This window comes from Microbulbifer pacificus, from assembly GCF_033723955.1.
GTDB classification, from domain to species: Bacteria; Pseudomonadota; Gammaproteobacteria; order Pseudomonadales; family Cellvibrionaceae; genus Microbulbifer; species Microbulbifer pacificus.
Genome location: NZ_CP137555.1, coordinates 3874871 through 3894021, shown reverse-complemented (window position 1 = coordinate 3894021; position 19151 = coordinate 3874871). Strand labels below are relative to the sequence as shown.

Annotated in this window: 15 protein-coding genes and 1 tRNA gene; 5 read left to right on the top strand and 11 right to left on the bottom strand. The window is 55.2% G+C overall.

Going from position 1 to position 19151, the window contains the following annotated elements:
- Window positions 1-97: 97 nt before the first annotated feature.
- From ccmD to R5R33_RS16435, 7 genes are all read right to left on the bottom strand, one after another.
- Complete coding sequence (ccmD, locus tag R5R33_RS16465) at window positions 98-331, bottom strand: heme exporter protein CcmD (RefSeq protein ID WP_318953792.1); 234 nt, start codon at window positions 329-331, stop codon at window positions 98-100.
- Between the two features lie 17 nt (window positions 332-348).
- On the bottom strand, window positions 349-1107 hold the full coding sequence (locus R5R33_RS16460) for a heme ABC transporter permease (protein ID WP_318953791.1): 759 nt from the start codon (window positions 1105-1107) through the stop codon (window positions 349-351).
- 74 nt (window positions 1108-1181) lie between these two features.
- Entirely contained in the window at window positions 1182-1889 is a 708-nt protein-coding gene (gene ccmB, locus R5R33_RS16455; RefSeq protein WP_404810403.1) for a heme exporter protein CcmB, read from the bottom strand.
- Between the two features lie 25 nt (window positions 1890-1914).
- The gene (gene ccmA / locus R5R33_RS16450; RefSeq protein ID WP_318953789.1) at window positions 1915-2565 is read right to left on the bottom strand and encodes a cytochrome c biogenesis heme-transporting ATPase CcmA; all 651 of its coding nucleotides are present in this window, start codon (window positions 2563-2565) and stop codon (window positions 1915-1917) included.
- 87 nt (window positions 2566-2652) lie between these two features.
- Entirely contained in the window at window positions 2653-4431 is a 1779-nt protein-coding gene (locus R5R33_RS16445; protein WP_318953788.1) for a SpoIIE family protein phosphatase, read from the bottom strand.
- Window positions 4432-4447: 16 nt separating this feature from the next.
- The gene (locus R5R33_RS16440) at window positions 4448-4792 is read right to left on the bottom strand and encodes an STAS domain-containing protein (RefSeq protein WP_318953787.1); all 345 of its coding nucleotides are present in this window, start codon (window positions 4790-4792) and stop codon (window positions 4448-4450) included.
- A gap of 211 nt (window positions 4793-5003) precedes the next feature.
- Entirely contained in the window at window positions 5004-5177 is a 174-nt protein-coding gene (locus R5R33_RS16435) for a PA3496 family putative envelope integrity protein (protein WP_158681706.1), read from the bottom strand.
- Window positions 5178-5661: 484 nt separating this feature from the next.
- Here R5R33_RS16435 and R5R33_RS16430 point away from each other — a divergent pair, with 484 nt between their 5' ends.
- From R5R33_RS16430 to R5R33_RS16415, 4 genes are all read left to right on the top strand, one after another.
- Window positions 5662-6363, top strand: a complete 702-nt coding sequence (locus R5R33_RS16430) for a 2OG-Fe(II) oxygenase (protein ID WP_318953786.1) — start codon at window positions 5662-5664, stop codon at window positions 6361-6363.
- Window positions 6364-6531: 168 nt separating this feature from the next.
- Window positions 6532-6607, top strand: a tRNA-Arg gene (locus R5R33_RS16425).
- 458 nt (window positions 6608-7065) lie between these two features.
- Window positions 7066-7770, top strand: coding sequence for a response regulator transcription factor (locus R5R33_RS16420; RefSeq protein WP_318953785.1), 705 nt, complete (start codon window positions 7066-7068; stop codon window positions 7768-7770).
- A 23-nt stretch (window positions 7771-7793) separates the two neighbouring features.
- Complete coding sequence (locus R5R33_RS16415) at window positions 7794-9362, top strand: sensor histidine kinase (protein WP_318953784.1); 1569 nt, start codon at window positions 7794-7796, stop codon at window positions 9360-9362.
- Between the two features lie 188 nt (window positions 9363-9550).
- On the opposite strand, the gene R5R33_RS16410 is transcribed toward R5R33_RS16415, so the two are convergent.
- The 4 genes from R5R33_RS16410 to R5R33_RS16395 all read right to left on the bottom strand — a co-directional run bounded on the left by R5R33_RS16410 (window position 9551) and on the right by R5R33_RS16395 (window position 15534).
- Window positions 9551-11662 (bottom strand): SH3 domain-containing protein, encoded by a 2112-nt coding sequence (locus R5R33_RS16410; protein WP_318953783.1) that lies wholly within the window; start codon window positions 11660-11662, stop codon window positions 9551-9553.
- A gap of 240 nt (window positions 11663-11902) precedes the next feature.
- Window positions 11903-12700: a hypothetical protein gene (locus tag R5R33_RS16405; RefSeq protein ID WP_318953782.1), complete on the bottom strand. Its 798-nt coding sequence runs from the start codon at window positions 12698-12700 to the stop codon at window positions 11903-11905.
- On the bottom strand, window positions 12697-13362 hold the full coding sequence (locus tag R5R33_RS16400) for a hypothetical protein (protein ID WP_318953781.1): 666 nt from the start codon (window positions 13360-13362) through the stop codon (window positions 12697-12699). Before R5R33_RS16400 ends, R5R33_RS16405 begins: the two co-directional genes overlap by 4 nt.
- A 66-nt stretch (window positions 13363-13428) precedes the next feature.
- Complete coding sequence (locus R5R33_RS16395) at window positions 13429-15534, bottom strand: SH3 domain-containing protein (RefSeq protein ID WP_318953780.1); 2106 nt, start codon at window positions 15532-15534, stop codon at window positions 13429-13431.
- Window positions 15535-15946: 412 nt separating this feature from the next.
- Between R5R33_RS16395 and R5R33_RS16390 the strand changes: the two genes are divergently transcribed.
- Window positions 15947-19063, top strand: a complete 3117-nt coding sequence (locus R5R33_RS16390) for a TonB-dependent receptor (protein ID WP_318953779.1) — start codon at window positions 15947-15949, stop codon at window positions 19061-19063.
- Window positions 19064-19151: the final 88 nt, after the last annotated feature.

The window sequence follows — 19151 nt, the reverse complement described above, 5'->3', positions numbered from 1 at the left end:
TTGTCCTGTCATCGAAAAAGAGCTATCTGTCTGCCGCACACAGTGGCAGACATGGAACCCGCCCCGCTATGGGGCAGCATGTCTTATGGAAAAATCTTTACTCCGCAGCCACCGCCGCGGACTTGGCATTGCGCTCCGCACCGGCGCGACGACGCGCCTCTTCCTGGCGAATCTGACGCTGGAACTGCTCGCGCATTTTTCGTTGGCGCAGCAACGGCACCAGCACCAATGCGACCAGTACCGCAATGGTCACCCCGTAGGAGAACCAGACGTAGGGACCATGGCCGTTCATGGCGAGGAAGCTGGCGAAATCATCAAACTGGAATTGCATGGCTCGTTTCAACTCCCTCAGGACTTCGCCGCAGGCACAGGTTGTTCCAGCAGTTCACGCACCCACTGGGTACGCCACTCGCGCTGCAATATCAGGGTGCGGGTATGCAGGGTCAGCACCCAGGCGTAGAACAGGTAAAAGCCCGCGATCATGGTGATCAGCGGATAGAACATGCTGGGGTCAATTGTGCTCGCCTGGGTCAGTTTCAGGGTCGCTGGCTGGTGCAGGGTGAACCACCAGTCTACCGACTTGTAGATGATTGGAATGTTGACCGTGCCCACCAGTGCCAGCAGTGCACTGGCCTTATCGCCGGACTGCTCGCGACTGAAAGCCCCGGAAAGCGCCATCACCCCGAGGTAGAGGAAAAACAGGATCAGCATGGAGGTAATACGGGCATCCCATACCCAGTAGGTACCCCAGGTGGGTTTGCCCCACACGGCACCGGTCACCAGCGAAATGAAGGTCAGGGCCGCACCGATGGGGGCCGCCGCACGCATCACCACGAATGACAGTTTCATTTTCCAGATCAGGCCGATGGCGCCGCAGATGGCCATGATGTAGTAGCCTGCGAGGGCCAGGAACGCCGCCGGCACATGGATATACATGATGCGGTAGCTATTGCCCTGCTTGGCATCCTGCGGCGCAAATCCGAGCCCCCAGATACAACCTACAGTAAGCAGTATCAGGCCGGCAGCGCCGAGCCACGGCAGCCACACACTGGATTTCTGATAAAACCAGCGCGGCGATCCCATTCTGTGAAACCATTGCCAGGACAATTTTGTGCTCCTAAGCCTTATTCATCGGCCCTTTTCTTCTCAACCTGGTGGCGCACCACAGGCATGGAAAAGGATCAGTTTTCTAAGCTGATGCGGATAGCTCCCGCCGCCGCCAGCGGAGCCAGTGCCGCCGCCGCCGCGAGAATCGCACCAAGAATGGCCAATTGCGGGCCGTAACTATACCCATCCAGCGCCGCCTGCACCGTTCCGGTGCCGAAGATTAACACGGGTACATAAAGCGGCATAATGATCAGTGCCAATAGCAACCCCGGTCGCCTCAGCGCCACGGTCAGCGCTGCCCCAACGGCACCGATCAGACTCAGGCTGGCAGTACCCAGGGCCAGGGACATCAGCAGTGGCCAGTAACCGCCCTGCCCCAGGTTCAACATCATCCCGAGCAGAGGGGACAACACCGCCAAGGGCACCCCAGTCACCAGCCAGTGCACCAGCACCTTGGCCAGCACCGGGTAGTACAACGGCTGCGACTGCAAAGCCAGCTGTTCCAGCGAGCCATCTTCGTAGTCACCGCGAAACAGGGATTCCTGGGACAACAGTGTCGCCAGCAGCGCCATCACCCAGATCAGCCCCGCGGCCATACGCGACAGCATCTCGGGCTCCGGACCTATGCCGAGCGGCATCAGCGCCAGCACAGTGACGAAAAACAGCAGCGGATTGACGATATCGGATCGGCGGCGCACCGCAAGAGTGAATTCGGTCCGGAACAAGGTATAAAAGCCTGGGGTGGACGCTGGCGCAGTGGAATTCGACTCCGGTTCGCACATAACCTCAGCATCCCCGACTACTGACTCAACGGACACAGTACAACTCCTGTGCTGTGAAGTGCGGCCCAAAGTCCGCGAGATTGACCCGCAGCAACGGTGCAACATTGACTGGCTGGTGGGACGTCAGCAGCACGCAACCTCCCCGCTGAAGATGGCGATTCATCTGCGCTTCAAGGCTCGCCACTCCCACCACGTCCAGGGCAGCGAGCGGCTCATCCAAAACCCACAGTGGCGGTGGCGCGGGCAGATACAGGCGTGCCAGCGCCACCCGGCGATTCTGCCCGGCGGAAAGTTGTTGGCATAACACGTCTTCAAAGCCGTAGAGCCCCACCTCATCCAGCGCCCGCAGCGCCTCTTTCCGACCAGCCCCGTACCAGGCGAGGTTTTCCAGAGGTGTGAGGCCGCGTCGCACACCGGCATTGTGGCCGATATACAGCAACGAGGAGCGCATCGCCGCCAACCCCCGAGGGTAGGCCTGCCCTCGCCAAGCGATGGTACCGCTGTAGTCGGAGACACTACCGATCAGGGTACGGATCAGCGTGCTTTTGCCCGCACCATTCGCACCTTCGACCTGTACTGCCGTGCCCGGCGCCAGTGTGAACTCGAGCCCCTCAAACAGCACACGCCCGTCCCGCTCACAGGCGAGCCCGCGCACAGCAAGGGACCGCCCGCACACACTCTGGGTTTCTGTTGCCGATTTTTCAGGCGTTTTGGGGGGCTCGGATACCATTGCTCACCGCAATTGATGAAAAACTGAGCGCGATTATACCGGTACTGAGGGGTTTTGTACGGCATTCGCAGGTGATCCGCAGGGATCTTCCTGTGCTGTGGGCTTGGCCGCAGGCCAGCGAATGATCGCCTCCACCCGACTACTACCGGGCACCAGATGTACCTCACTGCACACCGTCTGCAATAGCGCGAGGCCGCGGCCGGCGTAAACGCCTTTGGGCTCGCGGATCTCCTGGATACCGGAACCGCTATCTTCCACCACCAGGTTCAACTGTCCCCCTTCCTCGCTCTCGGTGCAGCTGAGCACAATATTCACCCAGCCCCGATCGAGTCGACTGCGCCGCTCGGCCAGCAGGTCGTAGTAGCGGATAAAGCCATCGTCGGTGGACTTGATGGAGGAATCCAGCTCCAGCACACCGTGCTCGAGCGCATTGCGGAACAGCTCGCCCAAGGTAATGGCGAGATCCTCCTGAAAACGGGCCGCCCCCGGCATCTGTGCCAGTACACTCAGGATGTGTGGTAAGGGGTCGGCAGTGCGCAGCTCTTCGTGCGCCAGGCGTAACTCGATGGACCAATTGCCGATCCGCCCCCCTTTGCGCTCACCGTTATGGTCTGCTGCCGGCAAGTCGCTGCGACACAACGACGAGTCGGTCAGCTCCAGTTCTACCAACGACAGATCGTCGTGCTGTTCGGCAGCATGGGCATTCACCGCCATCAGGATCTGGTCGAATGCCTGGTTGCCCCCACAGTCCGCCCGCAGCAAATCCATCAGGCGGGACTCGCCAAAATGCTCGCCCTTCCCATTGCGGGCCTCATGTATCCCGTCACTCCAGAGGTAGAGGCGATCTCCCGGCAGTACCCGCAAATTGACGATGGCGCTGTCAATCTGGTCTGTCGCCAGCACACCGAACGGCAAATGACGAGACTCCAGCAAATGCAGTTCACCGCTGGCACGTTTGAGACAGGGGCTCGGCATGCCCGCATTGAGAAGCCGCAAGTGCATGCGACGGGGATCCAGTTCCAACATCGCCAGACAACAGAACATCTGCCGCGGCAGGATATCGTAGAGCTTGCGGTTGATCTCCCGCAGCACCCGCCCCATGGAGAAGCCCCGCGGCATCATGGAATAGAAGATGGACGTGAGCGGTACCGCCCCCACCGCTGCCGCAAGACCGTGGCCGGCAAAATCCCCGAGCATCAGTACCAGCTTGCCATCCGGCGTGTAGGTGGCGGCCAGCAGGTCTCCGTTCAATACTGCCCGCGGTGACAGGTGATAGCGGATCGCAGGGCTGCCATCGAGACAGCTTTCGTTGCCGAGATTGGAGAATATTTCGCGAGCGTTGGCCTGTTCCTGCAGGAAATCCGCATGGTGGCGGCGCAGGCGGTCCCGCTGAGCCATCAGTGAGCGGCTGAATTCGCAAAAGCGGCGGATGGATGCCAGTTTGAGCTGAACCAGAGATGGACTGTAGGGTTTGGTGAGAATATCGTCACAGTCCGTCGGCGGCGCCGCGGGCTCACCGCAAGAGAGATCCTGCACGAACAGAATGGGCACCGGCTCGATACCGCTACTCTGCCGCAACTGTCGGATCTGGCTACTGGCTACCTCCACCGCAGACGTGGGCCCGAAGATCACCAAATTGGGCGGGGACTCGCCGTAGGCCTGCAGTGCCATTTCCGCCGATGTAACCGAGTCAATGACTGCCGGCGAGATGTACCCCGAGGCACCGGTGTACTCCCAGCTGTGAATCAGCCCGCTCAGCTCGGCTGCTTCACCAGCTTCGCTTTCGACGATCAAAACCCGGAAGGCAGACATAGGTCCTCGGCCATTCTCAGCGTATGCTGAAAATCCGGTCGAAATTGGAAACGGACAAAATGTGGGAAACGTGGGCATTGACGTTCATCAGCTCTACCTCAGGCTGGAACCCCTCGCGCCCCACTTCCACGCAATAGTCTCGCAAGAGCAGCAGCATGCCCAGTGCGGCACTGTCGAGATGATCGGTTGCAGAAAGGTCCACCAGGAACATCTTGGGGGGCGGCGCCACATTGCGATAGGCCCGCTGGAATTCCCGGTGCATATTGAAATCGAAATTGCCGGCCACGCGGATAATCACCGCATCCCCATTCTCGGAGATTTCAGAAGTCACCCGGCTTTCAAACCTGTCGGAAACTACCATCTGAAGGTCCCTTTTCCTTCTCTTTCTGACCAATGCAGCCAATATACACCCCCCCGGCGAGTGTGCAAACTGGCCTGTCCAGACGCCTTACCAAAGTAGGATGGCTTACACGAGAGGCGCGGGCGCAAACAGAAAAGGGTGCCTGTGGCACCCTTTTCGTATCCCCGGCGCAGGTCCGGGTTATGCGTAGGCCGAAAATTCCGGCCCCGGCTTAAAAGTCGTACTGATAATCCATCAGCTCCCGTCTGAGACGCATTTCCTCCAGCTTGTCTTCGACCATCCGGCGGGCGTCCCTAGGGCTCTTGCTTGACTTCAGTACCTCTTCTGCCAGAGAGGAATCAGAATCATCAAAATCAATGTCATTTTCGATAACGTTGCCGCTCATAGAAAACTCCACAATCTCGATCTGCCAGGGCAGAAACTGTTTGTCTGTTGTTGTTATGTTGCCGTTAGGCACTTGGAGATTAGCCAGCTCCGGCTTTTCCGGTCAAGCATCTTTTTCACCTTGGAAACCAGATTTTCATCACGGTTACAGCGCCCCCATTTGGTTGCGCCCCAAACCGGGTAAAACATCGTGCGAGTTGCCCAAGGCGGGTGCAAAAATACCCCCGGTTTGTTACCACTTCGCGACAAAATTTCATGCTGTCAGCTAAGACAGGTTTAGTCAGCAGAGAAATCCCAAGGGCAACCCTTCCCCCACTGGTGTTACCGTTGGTTACAACACCTTCTGGATCCAATCGATCCGCCAACCAACCTACCAATGTCAGGTCATTGGCCGCGTAATTTACCTCTGATATGTTTACGGGATCGATGCCTACCTCGCAGCATAATTCCCCCTGCAAGGTATTCCAGGAAGAGGACTTCTCGTTATGACCGCACTTGTTGCTGACGCCCAGGGCTGGCTCCAGGCCGCCGCACTGACCCACCAGGACACACTAGTAAATACCGAACCCTTCAACTTCATGGTGGCCAAGGGCCTTCTGCCAGCGGATATCATGCCGTCCCTGTTGGCGGATTTTCCGCGACTCAAGGGCGCGGGATACCTGCCCTATGAAAGCGAACAGTGCGGCACAGCGGTAAATGCATTGATTGCCAGGCTGCAGGAGCCTGAGTTTGCGGATGCGATCGGTGACCGCCTTGGCTTAGATCGGTTGTCACAATACCCGACGTTTGTGTCCATCTCCCGCTCACTGAAAAAACGCCATGGCAATATCCATACCGATGGCAAATCCAAAATTGCCACTGCATTGCTGTACCTGAATGGTGACTGGGCACAGACCAGCGAAGGTTGCCTGCGCTTCCTGAATCGCATCGACGACTTCGAAGACACCGTGGTTCCGGAGATTCCACCGGTCTACGGGACCCTGGTCGCCTTCAAACGCGCCGACAACTCCTTCCACGGTCACCTGCCATTTGAAGGCGAGCGTCGGGTGATCCAGATCGCCTGGCTGGTGAGCGCCGACGACAAGGCACGCAAAGCCAAGCGAGGCCGCCTGGCGCACAAACTGAAACAGTTGCAGCAATGGCTGGGAGAAAAATTCGGCGGCAGCCGCAAGCCCGAGATGCATTAAGCCGGCAACATTCCCGGGGGCCAGGCCAGACAACGGTCTCATCTCCGAATCACGGATATAAGCACACGCTCGGTGAAGATGCCGGGCGACATGACAGCGGGGAGTCGAGCCGTTAGAATGGCGCCTCCCCGATGTCGCCCTGCGGCCAATTCGAGGCATTTCTGAAAAGTCCCCGTCGGTTAACAGGATAAACCACGGACCTCCTAAGTCCGGACTGCCCGTTCGAGTCGGGCCGGGGACGCCATCACATCCGACTGCCTGGCAGGACGAATGCGAAAACGTTGAGAAGCAAGTTTCCGCACCACTATCTAGCGCGCAGCGCTAGAGTCCAATTCCAGGCTACGTATTTTCCCGCCCCAACACCCAACTGATCGCCTTTCCTGACGACCATTACAGATGTCGAGCCCTCAACACATTTGGGCTGTAAATAGAAAATCTACCCACCGCATAACTGGCTTGGTAAACACCGACAAACAATCTGATTTGAAGCTGACATATATGTAAAAACTGTCAGCAGGTTTAAGGTTCCAGGCGAACTTTCTTTTTTAGAATTCTGGCATCGACAATCCACCCCTATTTCCCTTGCTGAGCCACTATTAACCATATATAAACACAATTTTGTTTCGTTAAAATTATCCTTGAAGCCTTTTATATTCGACGCGGTTTAGGTAAGCAGCAACCAGAGAGCAAAATAATATTCCCATGAATGAAAAGATCCTGGTCGTGGACGACGACGAAAATATTCGGCAAATCATCCATTTCTCCCTGGAAACCGCCAACTATTCAGTGATCGAAGCTTGTGATGGCCTGCAGGCATTGCAATTGTTTAAAAAGGAGAAGCCCAACCTGGTTATTCTCGATATTGGGATGCCGGAAATGGAAGGTACTGATGTCTGCCGCCAGATCCGCCAGCATTCTCAAGTGCCGATTATTATGTTGTCGGCCCGCGATGATGAGTTTGACCGGGTTTTGGGGCTGGAACTGGGCGCCGATGATTACGTATCCAAACCCTTCAGTAATCGCGAGCTGGTAGCGCGCACCAAGGCACTGCTCAGACGCAGTACGTTGACCGACAGTAGCATGAGCCGTGACCAGGTAATCCTGCACGGCCACCTCCAACTGAACCCAAATACACACCAAACTTGGTGGAACAATCTGGAGGTGGAGTTAACCGCAACCGAGTTTGAGATGCTACACACCATGATGAAGCGCCCGGGGTATGTTTACACGCGGGATTCATTGATAGACAGCAGCTACAAACATAATGTGGCCGTCTGTGACCGCACCATAGACAGCCATTTGCGGCGCATTCGGCAAAAATTCAAAGCGGCCGGGGGTTATCCCATAGAAACCGTCCACGGTGTTGGCTACAAGATAAATGACTGCAAAACAATACTAACCCCATGAAACTACGCCTGCGGCTCAGCAGTATGTTTTTACTGATCAACTCAGTAATTCTGCTATTGCCGGTCGCAGCCATTGCGTTACTGAAACTCTACGATAGCTCCCTGATCCGGCAGACCGAGAACACACTTATTGCGCAAGCGGTGATGCTCTCCAATATTTACAAAAAATCTCTGCTGGAGGCCTATCCGCAGCTTCCAGTCGAAAGCTACGGTCACCCACTACCAAAGGAATATTGGTTCAAGGAAGATCCAGTGTTAGGCAAGTGGCGGCCGATTCCAGCCGTACTGGACTTGCAGCACGAGACCTTACTGCCCCGAGCCGAAAACCCAGTAGCATCCCAACAAGGGCCTGACCCCATGGCCTGGCATGTGGGCCAGCAGCTGGAAGACCTGTTGCGGGAAACACAATTGACCACCCTGGCCGGGATGCGAATCCTGGACATGAATGGTGTCATAGTAGCAACTACCGGTTCAATTCGCGGCCATACACTACTACACCGCGCCGACGTAGCTCGAGCCCTGCAAGGCAATACCGAGCGAGTCTTGCGTCAGCGAGAGGAAGAAGATACTGAAGGAAGCTTTTTTTCACCCATCAGTCGCAGCACGAGTATCCGAGTGTATGTAACGCACCCGATTGTGCTGGAGAAGCGAATTCTGGGTGCGGTACATCTGGTCAGGACTCCACCCAATCTTTACCAGACTCTATATAAGAACAGCGATATCTTTGTGTACTACGGTCTTCTGATCTTCACTATTGCCACATTGATATCCCTGTTTATGAGCTACGCAATCAATCGCCCGATCATGGCACTGGTTGGCCAGGCCAGAAAAGCCAGCGCGGGCACCTTGGCCCGCCTAGAGCCATTGCAACACCCGGTCACGGTAGAGTTCGAATTGCTATCCAATGCTCTGGTCAATATGGCAGACCGCCAAGCGAAGCGAGCGGAGCAGATCAAGAACTTTGCCTCGTACGTATCCCACGAATTCAAGACCCCACTGACATCCATCAACGGCGCGGTAGAGATATTACAACAGCATTTTGGCAAGCTTACGGAACGGGAGCAGAAACAGTTTCTGGACAATATCGCCCATTCCTCCGAGCGTATGCAGCTTCTCATGCACCAGCTGACCGAACTGGCCAAGGCCGACGCCACCCACATCCCCGCCAGACCCACGGAATTGACTGACATCCTTAGACAGCAGGTAATGAATTATCGGCAAAATTTCCGACAAATACGGGTAAACAAAACCAGTGACTCATATCCTGTCTTTATGAACCCAGAACTACTGACTAGTGTGCTGGGTAATTTATTCGAGAATGTACGCCAGCACGGTGGAAACGAAGTGGATATTACGCTTGAGCAAGCAGTGGACCAAACCCACTTGATTTTTTCGGACAATGGACCGGGCATATCCCCCGCCAATGCTAAACGCATCTTCGAACCATTCTTTACCACCGCCAAACAGAAAGGCGGCACCGGTTTGGGACTGGCAATTCTGTCCTCCTTAATGCTTGCACATCAAGGCAGTATCCGGCTGCTTCCATCCGAGAATGGCTGCTGCTTTGAGCTGGTATTTCCGCGCTTCAATTAGCAATCACTGGTTCTCACACATTTTTTTCAAGCACTGAATTCGAACGCAGGAATACTGGAAAATCTAAAAAAAAGCAGGCATAAGAATATGCCTGCTTACAAGTCCGGAAATATCAATTAAAACCGCTGCATAAATGGCGGCCACCCACTTCCTGCCGCCATCTCACCTTGAAATATACCGAAAGTACCTTAGTTTTCTTTAACGATTACCGCCCAATTGGACAGAGTGCTGGCTGGTGTCAGGGAACCACCGTATATAAAGCCAGTCTCACCCCTGTACTTAACCTCGTAATACACTTCATTATCGTCACCCTGGACTGCGGCAGACAGCACCTTCACCCTCTTACCCGCTGAGACCGGCTGAATCACGTCTTCACCCGGCGTCACATACTGGCTACCATTTTTGAGCAGCTCGAGCGTGTCACCTGCACGCGCCAGCTGCACCTGTGACAGCACCGCCCAGTTTTCCACTGTTCGCGTTCCAGCCAGCTGCCCACCGTAAATGTAACCGCGCTGCCCATTGTAAGCGACTTCGTAATACAGGTAGTCATTAGTGCCCTGCACTACCGTGGTGAATACATACAACAGCGTGCCCCGAGGAATGGTAACCATAAAGCTCCCACCGGGGACTTCGCGCATGTTGATGCCAGCACTGTTTGCGATTTCAATGACATCGCCAGTATCCGGGTGCAGCGGCGTCGGAGATACACCGTCAGGCAATACCCAGTCCTGCAATGTCATTCCGTTCAGCACTTTGCCGCCATAGATATAGCCGACCAGGTCGTCGTATGCGACCCCATAGTAGATGGAATTGTCCGCCCCCTGTACGACCACGGAGAATACGCGACGCTTCTTATCTCCAGGAATAGTGGCCAACAAATTGCCGCCTGGAGCATCGCGCAGGCTGATGCCTGATTCGGGCACGATGCGGATATGGTCGCCGGGCTGAGGGATCAGGACTTCACTGAGCTCACTGTAACTGGCACTCGTTGCCCAGTTACCGTGATCACTGATCTTGCCTGCATAGATATAGCCGAGCCGACCATTTTCGCTGATCAGGTAATACCGATACTGTGCATTGAGATCGTTTACCACATAGTCCAGCACCTGATAGACCTTGCCGGCTTTCGAGGTAATACCCAGAGAGCTACCACCCGGGGTGGCACGCATCGTGACATTGAGCTCCGACCTTACCGATTCACCAACCGTAGCGAGGCCGGCCACAGCACCCGCATAACAGCTGTGCTTTTCATGCAATGTTTTACTGTAGCTTTCGGTTGCACCGGCTGTTGGCGACAGAGAGGTACCGGTGGGTGCGCCGTACTGGATATTCAGGCACATAATATCCACGGGATTCGCCACGCACTCAAAAGTGCCGCCTTCAAAACGGCAGGTTTCTCCCGATGCCAGGTAAATTTGCCGTCCCGGCCAGTTCGCCGGATCATCGGCATTTACTGCAGCAACTGCGGTACAGCCGGGGTTCCCCTCCATAAAGCATGGGATATCCAGGGTGGTTTCCTGATAGGTGTCACCGATGTAATTCAGCCAGGTCTGGCTGTCGTACTTGTCGGCGAAGCCGATGTCATTTTGCGCCCAGGTATCATTCGGGTTAGTCCAGCGGCAGATCTTGCTCGCCCCGCCGTTATATACCGAGTAGGCACTGCGCGCACGGTCCCGCCAGTTACTGGGACTGCTTACACAGGAGGTGGTGGCCGCATCCTCCCAGGCATCGTAGAACAACTCCATGCCATAGATAATGTTCTCGAAGATATGCCAGCCCTTACCTTCTTCCAGTTTGGGAAAATGCCAGCGGTCGTCAATCTGGACCATGCCGTGACCGTGGCCATAATCACCACGCACCATTTTGATATTGCCGTCGGTAGCGTTGCGATAGTGGGTCCAAAACGTCTCCTGGTGAGCCTTGGCAAAATTCGCCTGCTGCCAGGCCGCGATTTCATCCGCACCTGCATCCGGCTTGCGCGCAAGCAGGTAGTACTTGACCGAATCCCGCAGCATCGCGTGGACTTCCTGCATATAGCGCTGCCTTTCTCCGGAAACGGCCACGTTATCGTCAAAAATCACCGGGGCGAAATTGTCGGTGACGTAGACCGGGTCGCCCCACGGTGCGACATCACAAGCGGAAGGCACCCGACCGAAGTTCCATTCACCACCAATCCGGTTGTTACATAGATAGTAATCCGGTGTTTCGTAAGGAGCCGCCGAACCGAAAGAGCTGTACAGCCCTATCAGCAGCAGCGGCAAGGCCAGGAACCGGCCGACGCTTATTGAGTAATTTTTCATGGTTGCGCTCATTTTCAGGAAAATGTTGGACAATTGACTGCCAAGCTACTATCCATGCAAAGTTTGCAGAAAATGTGCAGCGGATATGACGATTTTCAGGATTCTTGTGACGGGTGAGACTCAGCACGCAAAATTGTGGAACCGAAGACTCGGGAGACGTGCAAGTACCACAAGCTTGCCGATGAGATATGGCTAATTAGCAACCGCCTGACTGGCAGGCGGTACATGAAAGCCAAATTTTTAGCCCCCAGATTCCCTTAATCTGAATTCGCGGATATTGGACTTCAACGCTTTGGCTCGCAGGGAGTGCTGGGGCAGTTTCATTGCCACATCTTCAAACGTTCGCACATTTTCCGAATTCAGCAGGGGCAATATATTCAGGGCCACCTCTTGAGCGACATATAAACTGCCAGTTTGCAGGGACTGCGCCAACATCTGGTCAATCTGCGACTGCAGTTCGGGGTAGCGCTGCAGCTCTTTCATTGCCTGGTTCACAATCTTCGCATCGTAGCTGCTCTGCAAAGATTCAATCAGAGCCAGTGCATTCTCCCTGTTCGGGGCCTGCATACTCATCAAATCGATGGCTACTTCCTGGACAAAACCGTCTGAATGATCGACAAAGTCGCGGACCATTTCCGAACTCTCTTCATCAAAATAATCATTGTTTTGATGAAAGTCCGCATAGGCTCGCAATTTTTCTGCGAGCATCTTTCCGGCGAGAATATCCGACGCCCGCGGGTCGCTATCATCCTGCGGACAGCTGTAGGTTTGCTGACAATTGGCCAGCTCCAATATTTCGCGGCGCAACGACTGGCGCTCTTGCAGGCGCTGATCGTCGAGGTGCTCGCTTTGAATTTTTGGCGCGTCCGGGGCCAGCTGCTCCGCAGTGGGTTCCCGATGCGTGGCAACTGAAGCATCGGGCTTCGGAGGCTGTGGTTTAGCGTTGGCAGACAGTGCAGTTGGCGTTTTTTCGGCATCCACTGCAAGCAGCAATACACTGACCGCCGCTACCAGCAACAAGCTGAGTAGATATTTCATGATTGATTCCTTGCGATCTGGCGGTCAATGGCCTTGCCCAGAGCCAGGGCTTTGGCACTATTCGCCGGCAATTGGGCATGTATTTGCTGATAAAAAGAAAGATTGTCCGCCGTCAAAAACGGACCAATATTTTCCGCCACTACCCTGGCTGCCTCAAAACTACCTCGCTGTAAAATGTTGGCAAAGGTGTTGTCAATTTGTTGTTGCAGATGTGGGTAACGCTGCAGTTGTGCAATCCATGGAATCAGCACTTCCTTATCCCGGACTCTGGGCAATCGATTCAATAGCGTGTCGGCGGTAGCGTCATCGATGCTCATTTCACCCAGAATTGTTACGGCCTTCAGCTGTACAAACTCATTGGGATAGCCCAAGTAATGAAGCACGATGGCCCGGCTCTCTTCACTCTCACCAAATTGCCGTTGCCATTCCTCGAGATTGCCCAATTCTCCGTTAATTTGCTCACCCAGCAGATAATAACTGTTGCGCGGATTGGTCGGGTCCTGCGGACAACTTTGGGTCTCATCACACTTTTCCAGGCCTTCCAGCTGATCAGATATAGCCTGCAGCTGCTCCTCTCCGGTGCTGCCCGCCAGCACTGGGGCGGCGATCAGCAGCACTGGCATCAGACTCAGAGCTCTCATCAAGTTTTTGACCTTGCGCATGGCGCACCTCGCTGTTTCGGGCAAGTCCATTTGCCCTTGGTCAATTCCCTTTGCTCATTGCAATGATTATTCGATGATTTCCGTCCAGCTTGCCAGGGTACTGGCTGGCGTCAGGTAACCGCTGTAAATAAAGCCGCTGCTACCGTTGTAGCTGACTTCATAATATACAAAGTTATCATCGCCCTGCACCACAGTGGACAGCACATTCAGCACGGCTCCGGCGGGGATAAGCTGAACCAAGGTCCCGCCCGGGGTGGCGCGCTGATTGATTCCAGAAACAAGCTCCACCTGATCCCCGACCTGGGCAACTTTTACTGTGGACAGTACTGCCCAATTGTCCAGCGTCGAAGTGCCGGCAAGTTGCCCGCCGTATATGTAGCCGTGTTGCCCGTCGTAGGTGACTTCATAGTACACAAAATCATCTGTTCCCTGGACGGTGGTGGAGAACACATACAAAGTGCTGCCGCTGGGTACCGTTACCAACAGGCTTCCGCCGGGTGCATCGCGCAAATTGATCCCTGATCCATTGACGACCTGGATCACATCGCCAGAACCTGGATAGGCCGGCACCGCCGGCACAACGGTATACACAGCCCAATCCTGCAGGGTCATGCCGTTCAGTACCTTGCCACCATAAATAAAGCCAATATTGCCGCCGTAGTTCACTTCGTAATAAACGTCATTGTCAGTTCCCTGCACAACAACTGAAATTACTGCCAGTAATTCATCTACCGGTACAACACCCATAAGGTTGCCATCGGGAACGTCACGCAGATTTATTCCCGAGGTAGCAACTATCTGGATCTGATCTCCAGCCTGGGGAATGGTGACTTCGCTCAGCGCACTGTGGCTCGCACTGCTCGTCCAGCTACCGTAATCGCTGGCGTCGCCTGCATAGATATATCCCAGTTGACCGTTCTCGCTGATCAGGTAATAGCGGTACTGGGCACTGGTGTCATTCACTACATAATCCAGTACCTGATAGACCTTACCGGCTTGTGATGCGAAGCCCAGGGAACTGCCGCCTGGAGTCGCGCGCATGGTGATCGCAATCCCTGATGTAATGGATTGACCAACCGTGGAGAGGCCATTTACGGCACCCGCATAACAGGCGTGCTTTTCATGCACGTTTTTCCCGTAACTCGCAGTCGCGCTGGCAGATGGTGACAAGGAGCCACCGGTGGGTTCGCCATACTGGATATTCAGGCAAAGCATATCCACTGCATCGGCCACACATTCAAACCCGTTGCTCTCAAACCGACACGCTTCTCCCGAGGCGAGGTTGATTTGCCGCCCCGGCCAGTTGGACGGGTCCTCGGCATCCACGGGCTCTACCGCCGTACAACCCGGGTTGCCCTCCATAAAGCAGGGAACATCCAGGGTAGTCTCATGATCGACGTCGCTAATGTAATTCAGCCAGGTCTGACTGTCGTACTTGTCGGCAAAACCGATATCGTTTTGCGCCCAGGTATCATTGGGATTGGTCCAGCGGCAGATCTTGCTGGCGCCGCCGTTGTATACGGAGTATGCACTGCGCGCACGATTCCGCCAGTCGGTGGCACCGCCGACGCAGGAAGCGGAAGCGGCGTCCTCCCAAGCGTCGTAGAACAGTTCCATGCCATAGATGATGTTTTCAAAGATATGCCAGCCCTTACCCTCTTCCAGCTTGGGGAAATGCCAGCGATCGTCAATCTGCACCATGCCGTGACCGTGGCCATAGTCGCCGCGAACCATTTTGATGTTGCCGTCCGTGGCATCCCGATAATGGGTCCAGTAGGTCTCCTGGTGAGCCTTGGCAAAATTCGCCCGCTGCCAGGCACTAATCTCGGCGCTACTAGCGGAAGGATTTCGTGCAAGCAGATAATATTCCACCGAATCACGCAGCATCGCGTGTACTTCCTGCATGTAACGCTGCCGTTCCGTTGTGCGGGTTACGTTATCGTCAAAAACCACCGGTATAAAATTGGTTGTTACGTAGACCGGATCACCCCAAGGATCGACATCACAGGCCGAAGGCACACGGCCGAAATTCCATTCCCCGCCGATCCGATTGTTACACAGGTAGTAATCGGGGGTACTGTAGGGAGCCGCGAGGCCTGGAGTGATGTTCAACCCCAACAAACACAGCAGTGTCACTGCCGTCGATTTAACGCTCTCTTTTAGCAATTTCATAATCATATTCGTTCTATTGGTTTGTACGCTCCCGGGCAAACCTGCCTGGGGTTGTTGGCGTCCATGGAAGGAATTCCAGATTACGGCTAGATGGACTTGCATCAGAGGGGCAAAGGAAATCGGCCCGGCGGGAATACAGTAGATGCCTGCTCACTATCCTCCGGGGGTTTGCAAAAAATGTGCAAAAAATATGACTCTTTTGCGCATTCCTCAATAACCGAGACATACCTCAAGCAATCCCCACCATTCCTGCAAAGAATTTGCACAAAATTGCCCGGGAATATCCACAGGCCAGCCACGATCCCTGCACATCAATCCCCCATAGTGATCAGGCAGTTTTTATATTGCCGGGATAAAGGCTTCATCAAATACCATCTGCGAAGAGCTTCCGAATAAATCTTAGGGGACCAATATGCACAATATGCGACATACAAAAATGGCACTGGCGGTCAGATCTGCTCTGATGCTGACACTGACCGCTGCACCGGCATGGGCGCAGGATGCCCAGCCGGTAGACAATCAGAAAATCGAGCAATCCACGGTCAAGCAAGTCGTTAAAAAAGAAGATGGCCGCGAGCCCATGGAAACCGTAGAGGTTGTCGGTATTCGAGGTGCATTGCAGGACAACCTGAACAACAAACGTTATTCCAATGCGGTCAAGGATTCACTGAACCTCGCGGATGTAGACAAAAATCCGGACAAGAACCTGGCGGAAGCCCTGCAGCGAATTTCCGGTGTACAGATCACCCGCGACTTCGGCGAAGGTGCCACCATTTCCATTCGCGGTACCAACGTCAACTTCACCAATACCCTGCTGAACGGCCAGAATATGAAGTCGGCCCAATCCCTGCCTTTGCGGGACGAAATGAATGCGTTCGACTTCTCCTCGGTTGCCGCGGAACAGGTGGCCCAGATCGAGGTGTACAAATCCCCACAGGCAGACATCGATGCCGGCGGTATCGGCGGCACCGTGATCCTGAAAACCAAGAAGCCGCTGGATCGGCCGAGTGGTGACGGCTATCTGAAAATCGAGAACAGCTACAATGACGGCTCGGGCAAAAGCTCCCCACAGTTCGGTAGCCTGTACAACTGGAAAACGGCGGATGAAACTTTCGGCGCGTCCGTGAACCTGAGCTACCAGGAACTGAACCTGCAGCGCGACGGCAACGAAGCCATCGCCGGCTGGTGGGAATACTACCGCGATGACCAGCCGAATCAGCTCGCCAATTCCATCGACGGTGTCAGCCTTTACTCCACCCGCTCTGCGACCTATGAAAAGCCCGGCGCTATGATGGGTATTCCGGGTTCCGCCAGATTCGAACGCGACAGAGAGCGCCTCGGCGGCACTGTATCCTTCCAATACCGTCCGGCTGACAACCTGGATTTCAATCTCGAATACACCCGCAACCATACCGACGATCCCAATACCAGCCACAATCTGTATTCCCGCGCCTATCTGCTGGCGCGCTCCGCCTACAGCACCGGCGGCGAGCCAGAGCCCGGGTTCGAAGTAGACCGCGTTGGCGATCTGCTGCTGCACGCGGAGCAGGACATCTATGATGTGCAGTACGTCAACTCCGCCGGAACCCGCTATTGGGGAACACCGTCGAACCTGATCAATATGGAATTCCAGGACCGCGACGGCAGCGAGATGACCAGCGATATGCTGAACCTCAGCGGAACCTGGGAAAACGACAATTTCAACGTGCAAATGCAATTGGGTCGCTCCACCGGCAAATCCCATATCGACGATTTCGGTACCCACTTCGGTTTGAATATCGACCATGTGGATGGCAACTCGGATCTGCCAGTCATCGACAATGGCCTGGCCGGCGTCTCCATCTATTACGACTACGATCCGGGTGCGAATATGGCAGGCTGGGGCGTGAGTGGTGACGGCGAGTGGCTCAAGCATCCGACCACTGAAATGTCGATGCGCGACCTGTTCAAAACCATGCAGGACCGCGAAAACACGGAAAACTTCGTGCAAGCCGACACGCTGTGGACGCTGGATGAAAACACCTGGTTTGTGGACTCGATCAAGTTCGGTGCCAAATACCGCGATCTCTCATCTAGCAATGTCCGCAGTGCGGCCAGCTCGAGATTGGCCAGTGGCGTCGAGGTACTGGCCGGTGACCTGGCCGGTGGCGTAGTTAGTGGGATTCGTGACGATATCGACAGAATGCCGACCGCATATTTTGATGTGGATACCGGCAAGCGGGATGCACTGTGGAACGACGGCCTGTTACTGGTCGAAGACCTGGGTGCCTGTGACGACCTGATCGCATCGGCCGGCGGTAGTTACCAAGGCTGCCGTACCGACTACCTGGAGACCGTCAGCCAGTTCTACGACCAGACCCAAGACATCGCCTCCTTCTACACCATGGTCAATTTCTCCGGCGAAATATTCCGCGGCAACGTCGGTGTGCGCGTTGTAGACACCGAACGCGAATCCCTGACCCGCCAGGCGGATGGCGACGGCTACAAGGACGTGATTACCGAAAGCAGCACCACCGATGTGTTACCCAGCCTGAACCTGTCCGTCAACCTGACAGACGAGTTGCTGCTGCGCACCGCGGCCTCCAAGGTCATCTCCCACCCCGCGCTCTACCAGATACGCGACGGTTTCCGTGTTACCGGCAACTATGATGCTTCAGGCGTGCTGCTGTCGGAGGGCTCTCAGCGGACAGGCGCCAAGGGCAACCCGGATCTGAAGTCCTATGAGGCCAAGCAGTATGAGCTGGGTGCCGAATGGTATTTCACTGAATCGTCGATGTTCGGTGTTACCGCCTTCTACAAGGATATTTCCAACATGATCCGCAAACAGTTGGGAATCCAGAACCTCTCGGGCCAGGGACTCACCGACGCTTTCGGTAATGAGCTGGAAGGCGACTACGCCATTACCTCCTACTACAACGTGGGCAAACAGACTATCAACGGCTACGAAGTACAGTTCCAGCACGATTTCCAGAACGGCTTCGGGGTGCTCGCCAACTACACCTTTGTCAATATTCCCATGGAGCGCTTCACCACCCAGAGCATAGAACCCCTGTATCTGGAAGATGCGAATGGCTTGGTCGTGGACAGCAACGATCGTGCAACCATTACCGGTTATGAGGCAAGCAATCCGGAAATCGACGAGGTCCGCACACCCGGCAACTCCGAGGATACCTACAACCTGTCGGCCTTCTACGAAAACGACACTTTCTCGGCGCGGCTGTCCTACAACTACCGCTCCATGTACTTTGATTCGGATGATTCCCTGGCGAGCCGGGTCAGAGACGACCGGGAGCAGGTCGACCTGAAACTCACCTATAACCTGACGGACAACCTGACTGCCGCGCTGTCGGTGTACAACCTGACCAACGTGAATGACGACTACTTCCTGCTGCGCGACCAGCTCGAGGCACCCGAAGGCGGTATTCCGGCGGGTATGGAGGCCTACTACTCCGAGCGGATCGGTAAGGTGGCCCACAACAGCTACGAGACCGGGCGCCGTTACTTCGCCTCCATCAACTGGGCATTCTGATCGCCGACCCGGGGTACCCGCCCCGGACCGGATGGAATTTCCAGAAACCTGACCAGATACGGTATGGGGAAATTTTTCCCATACCGTA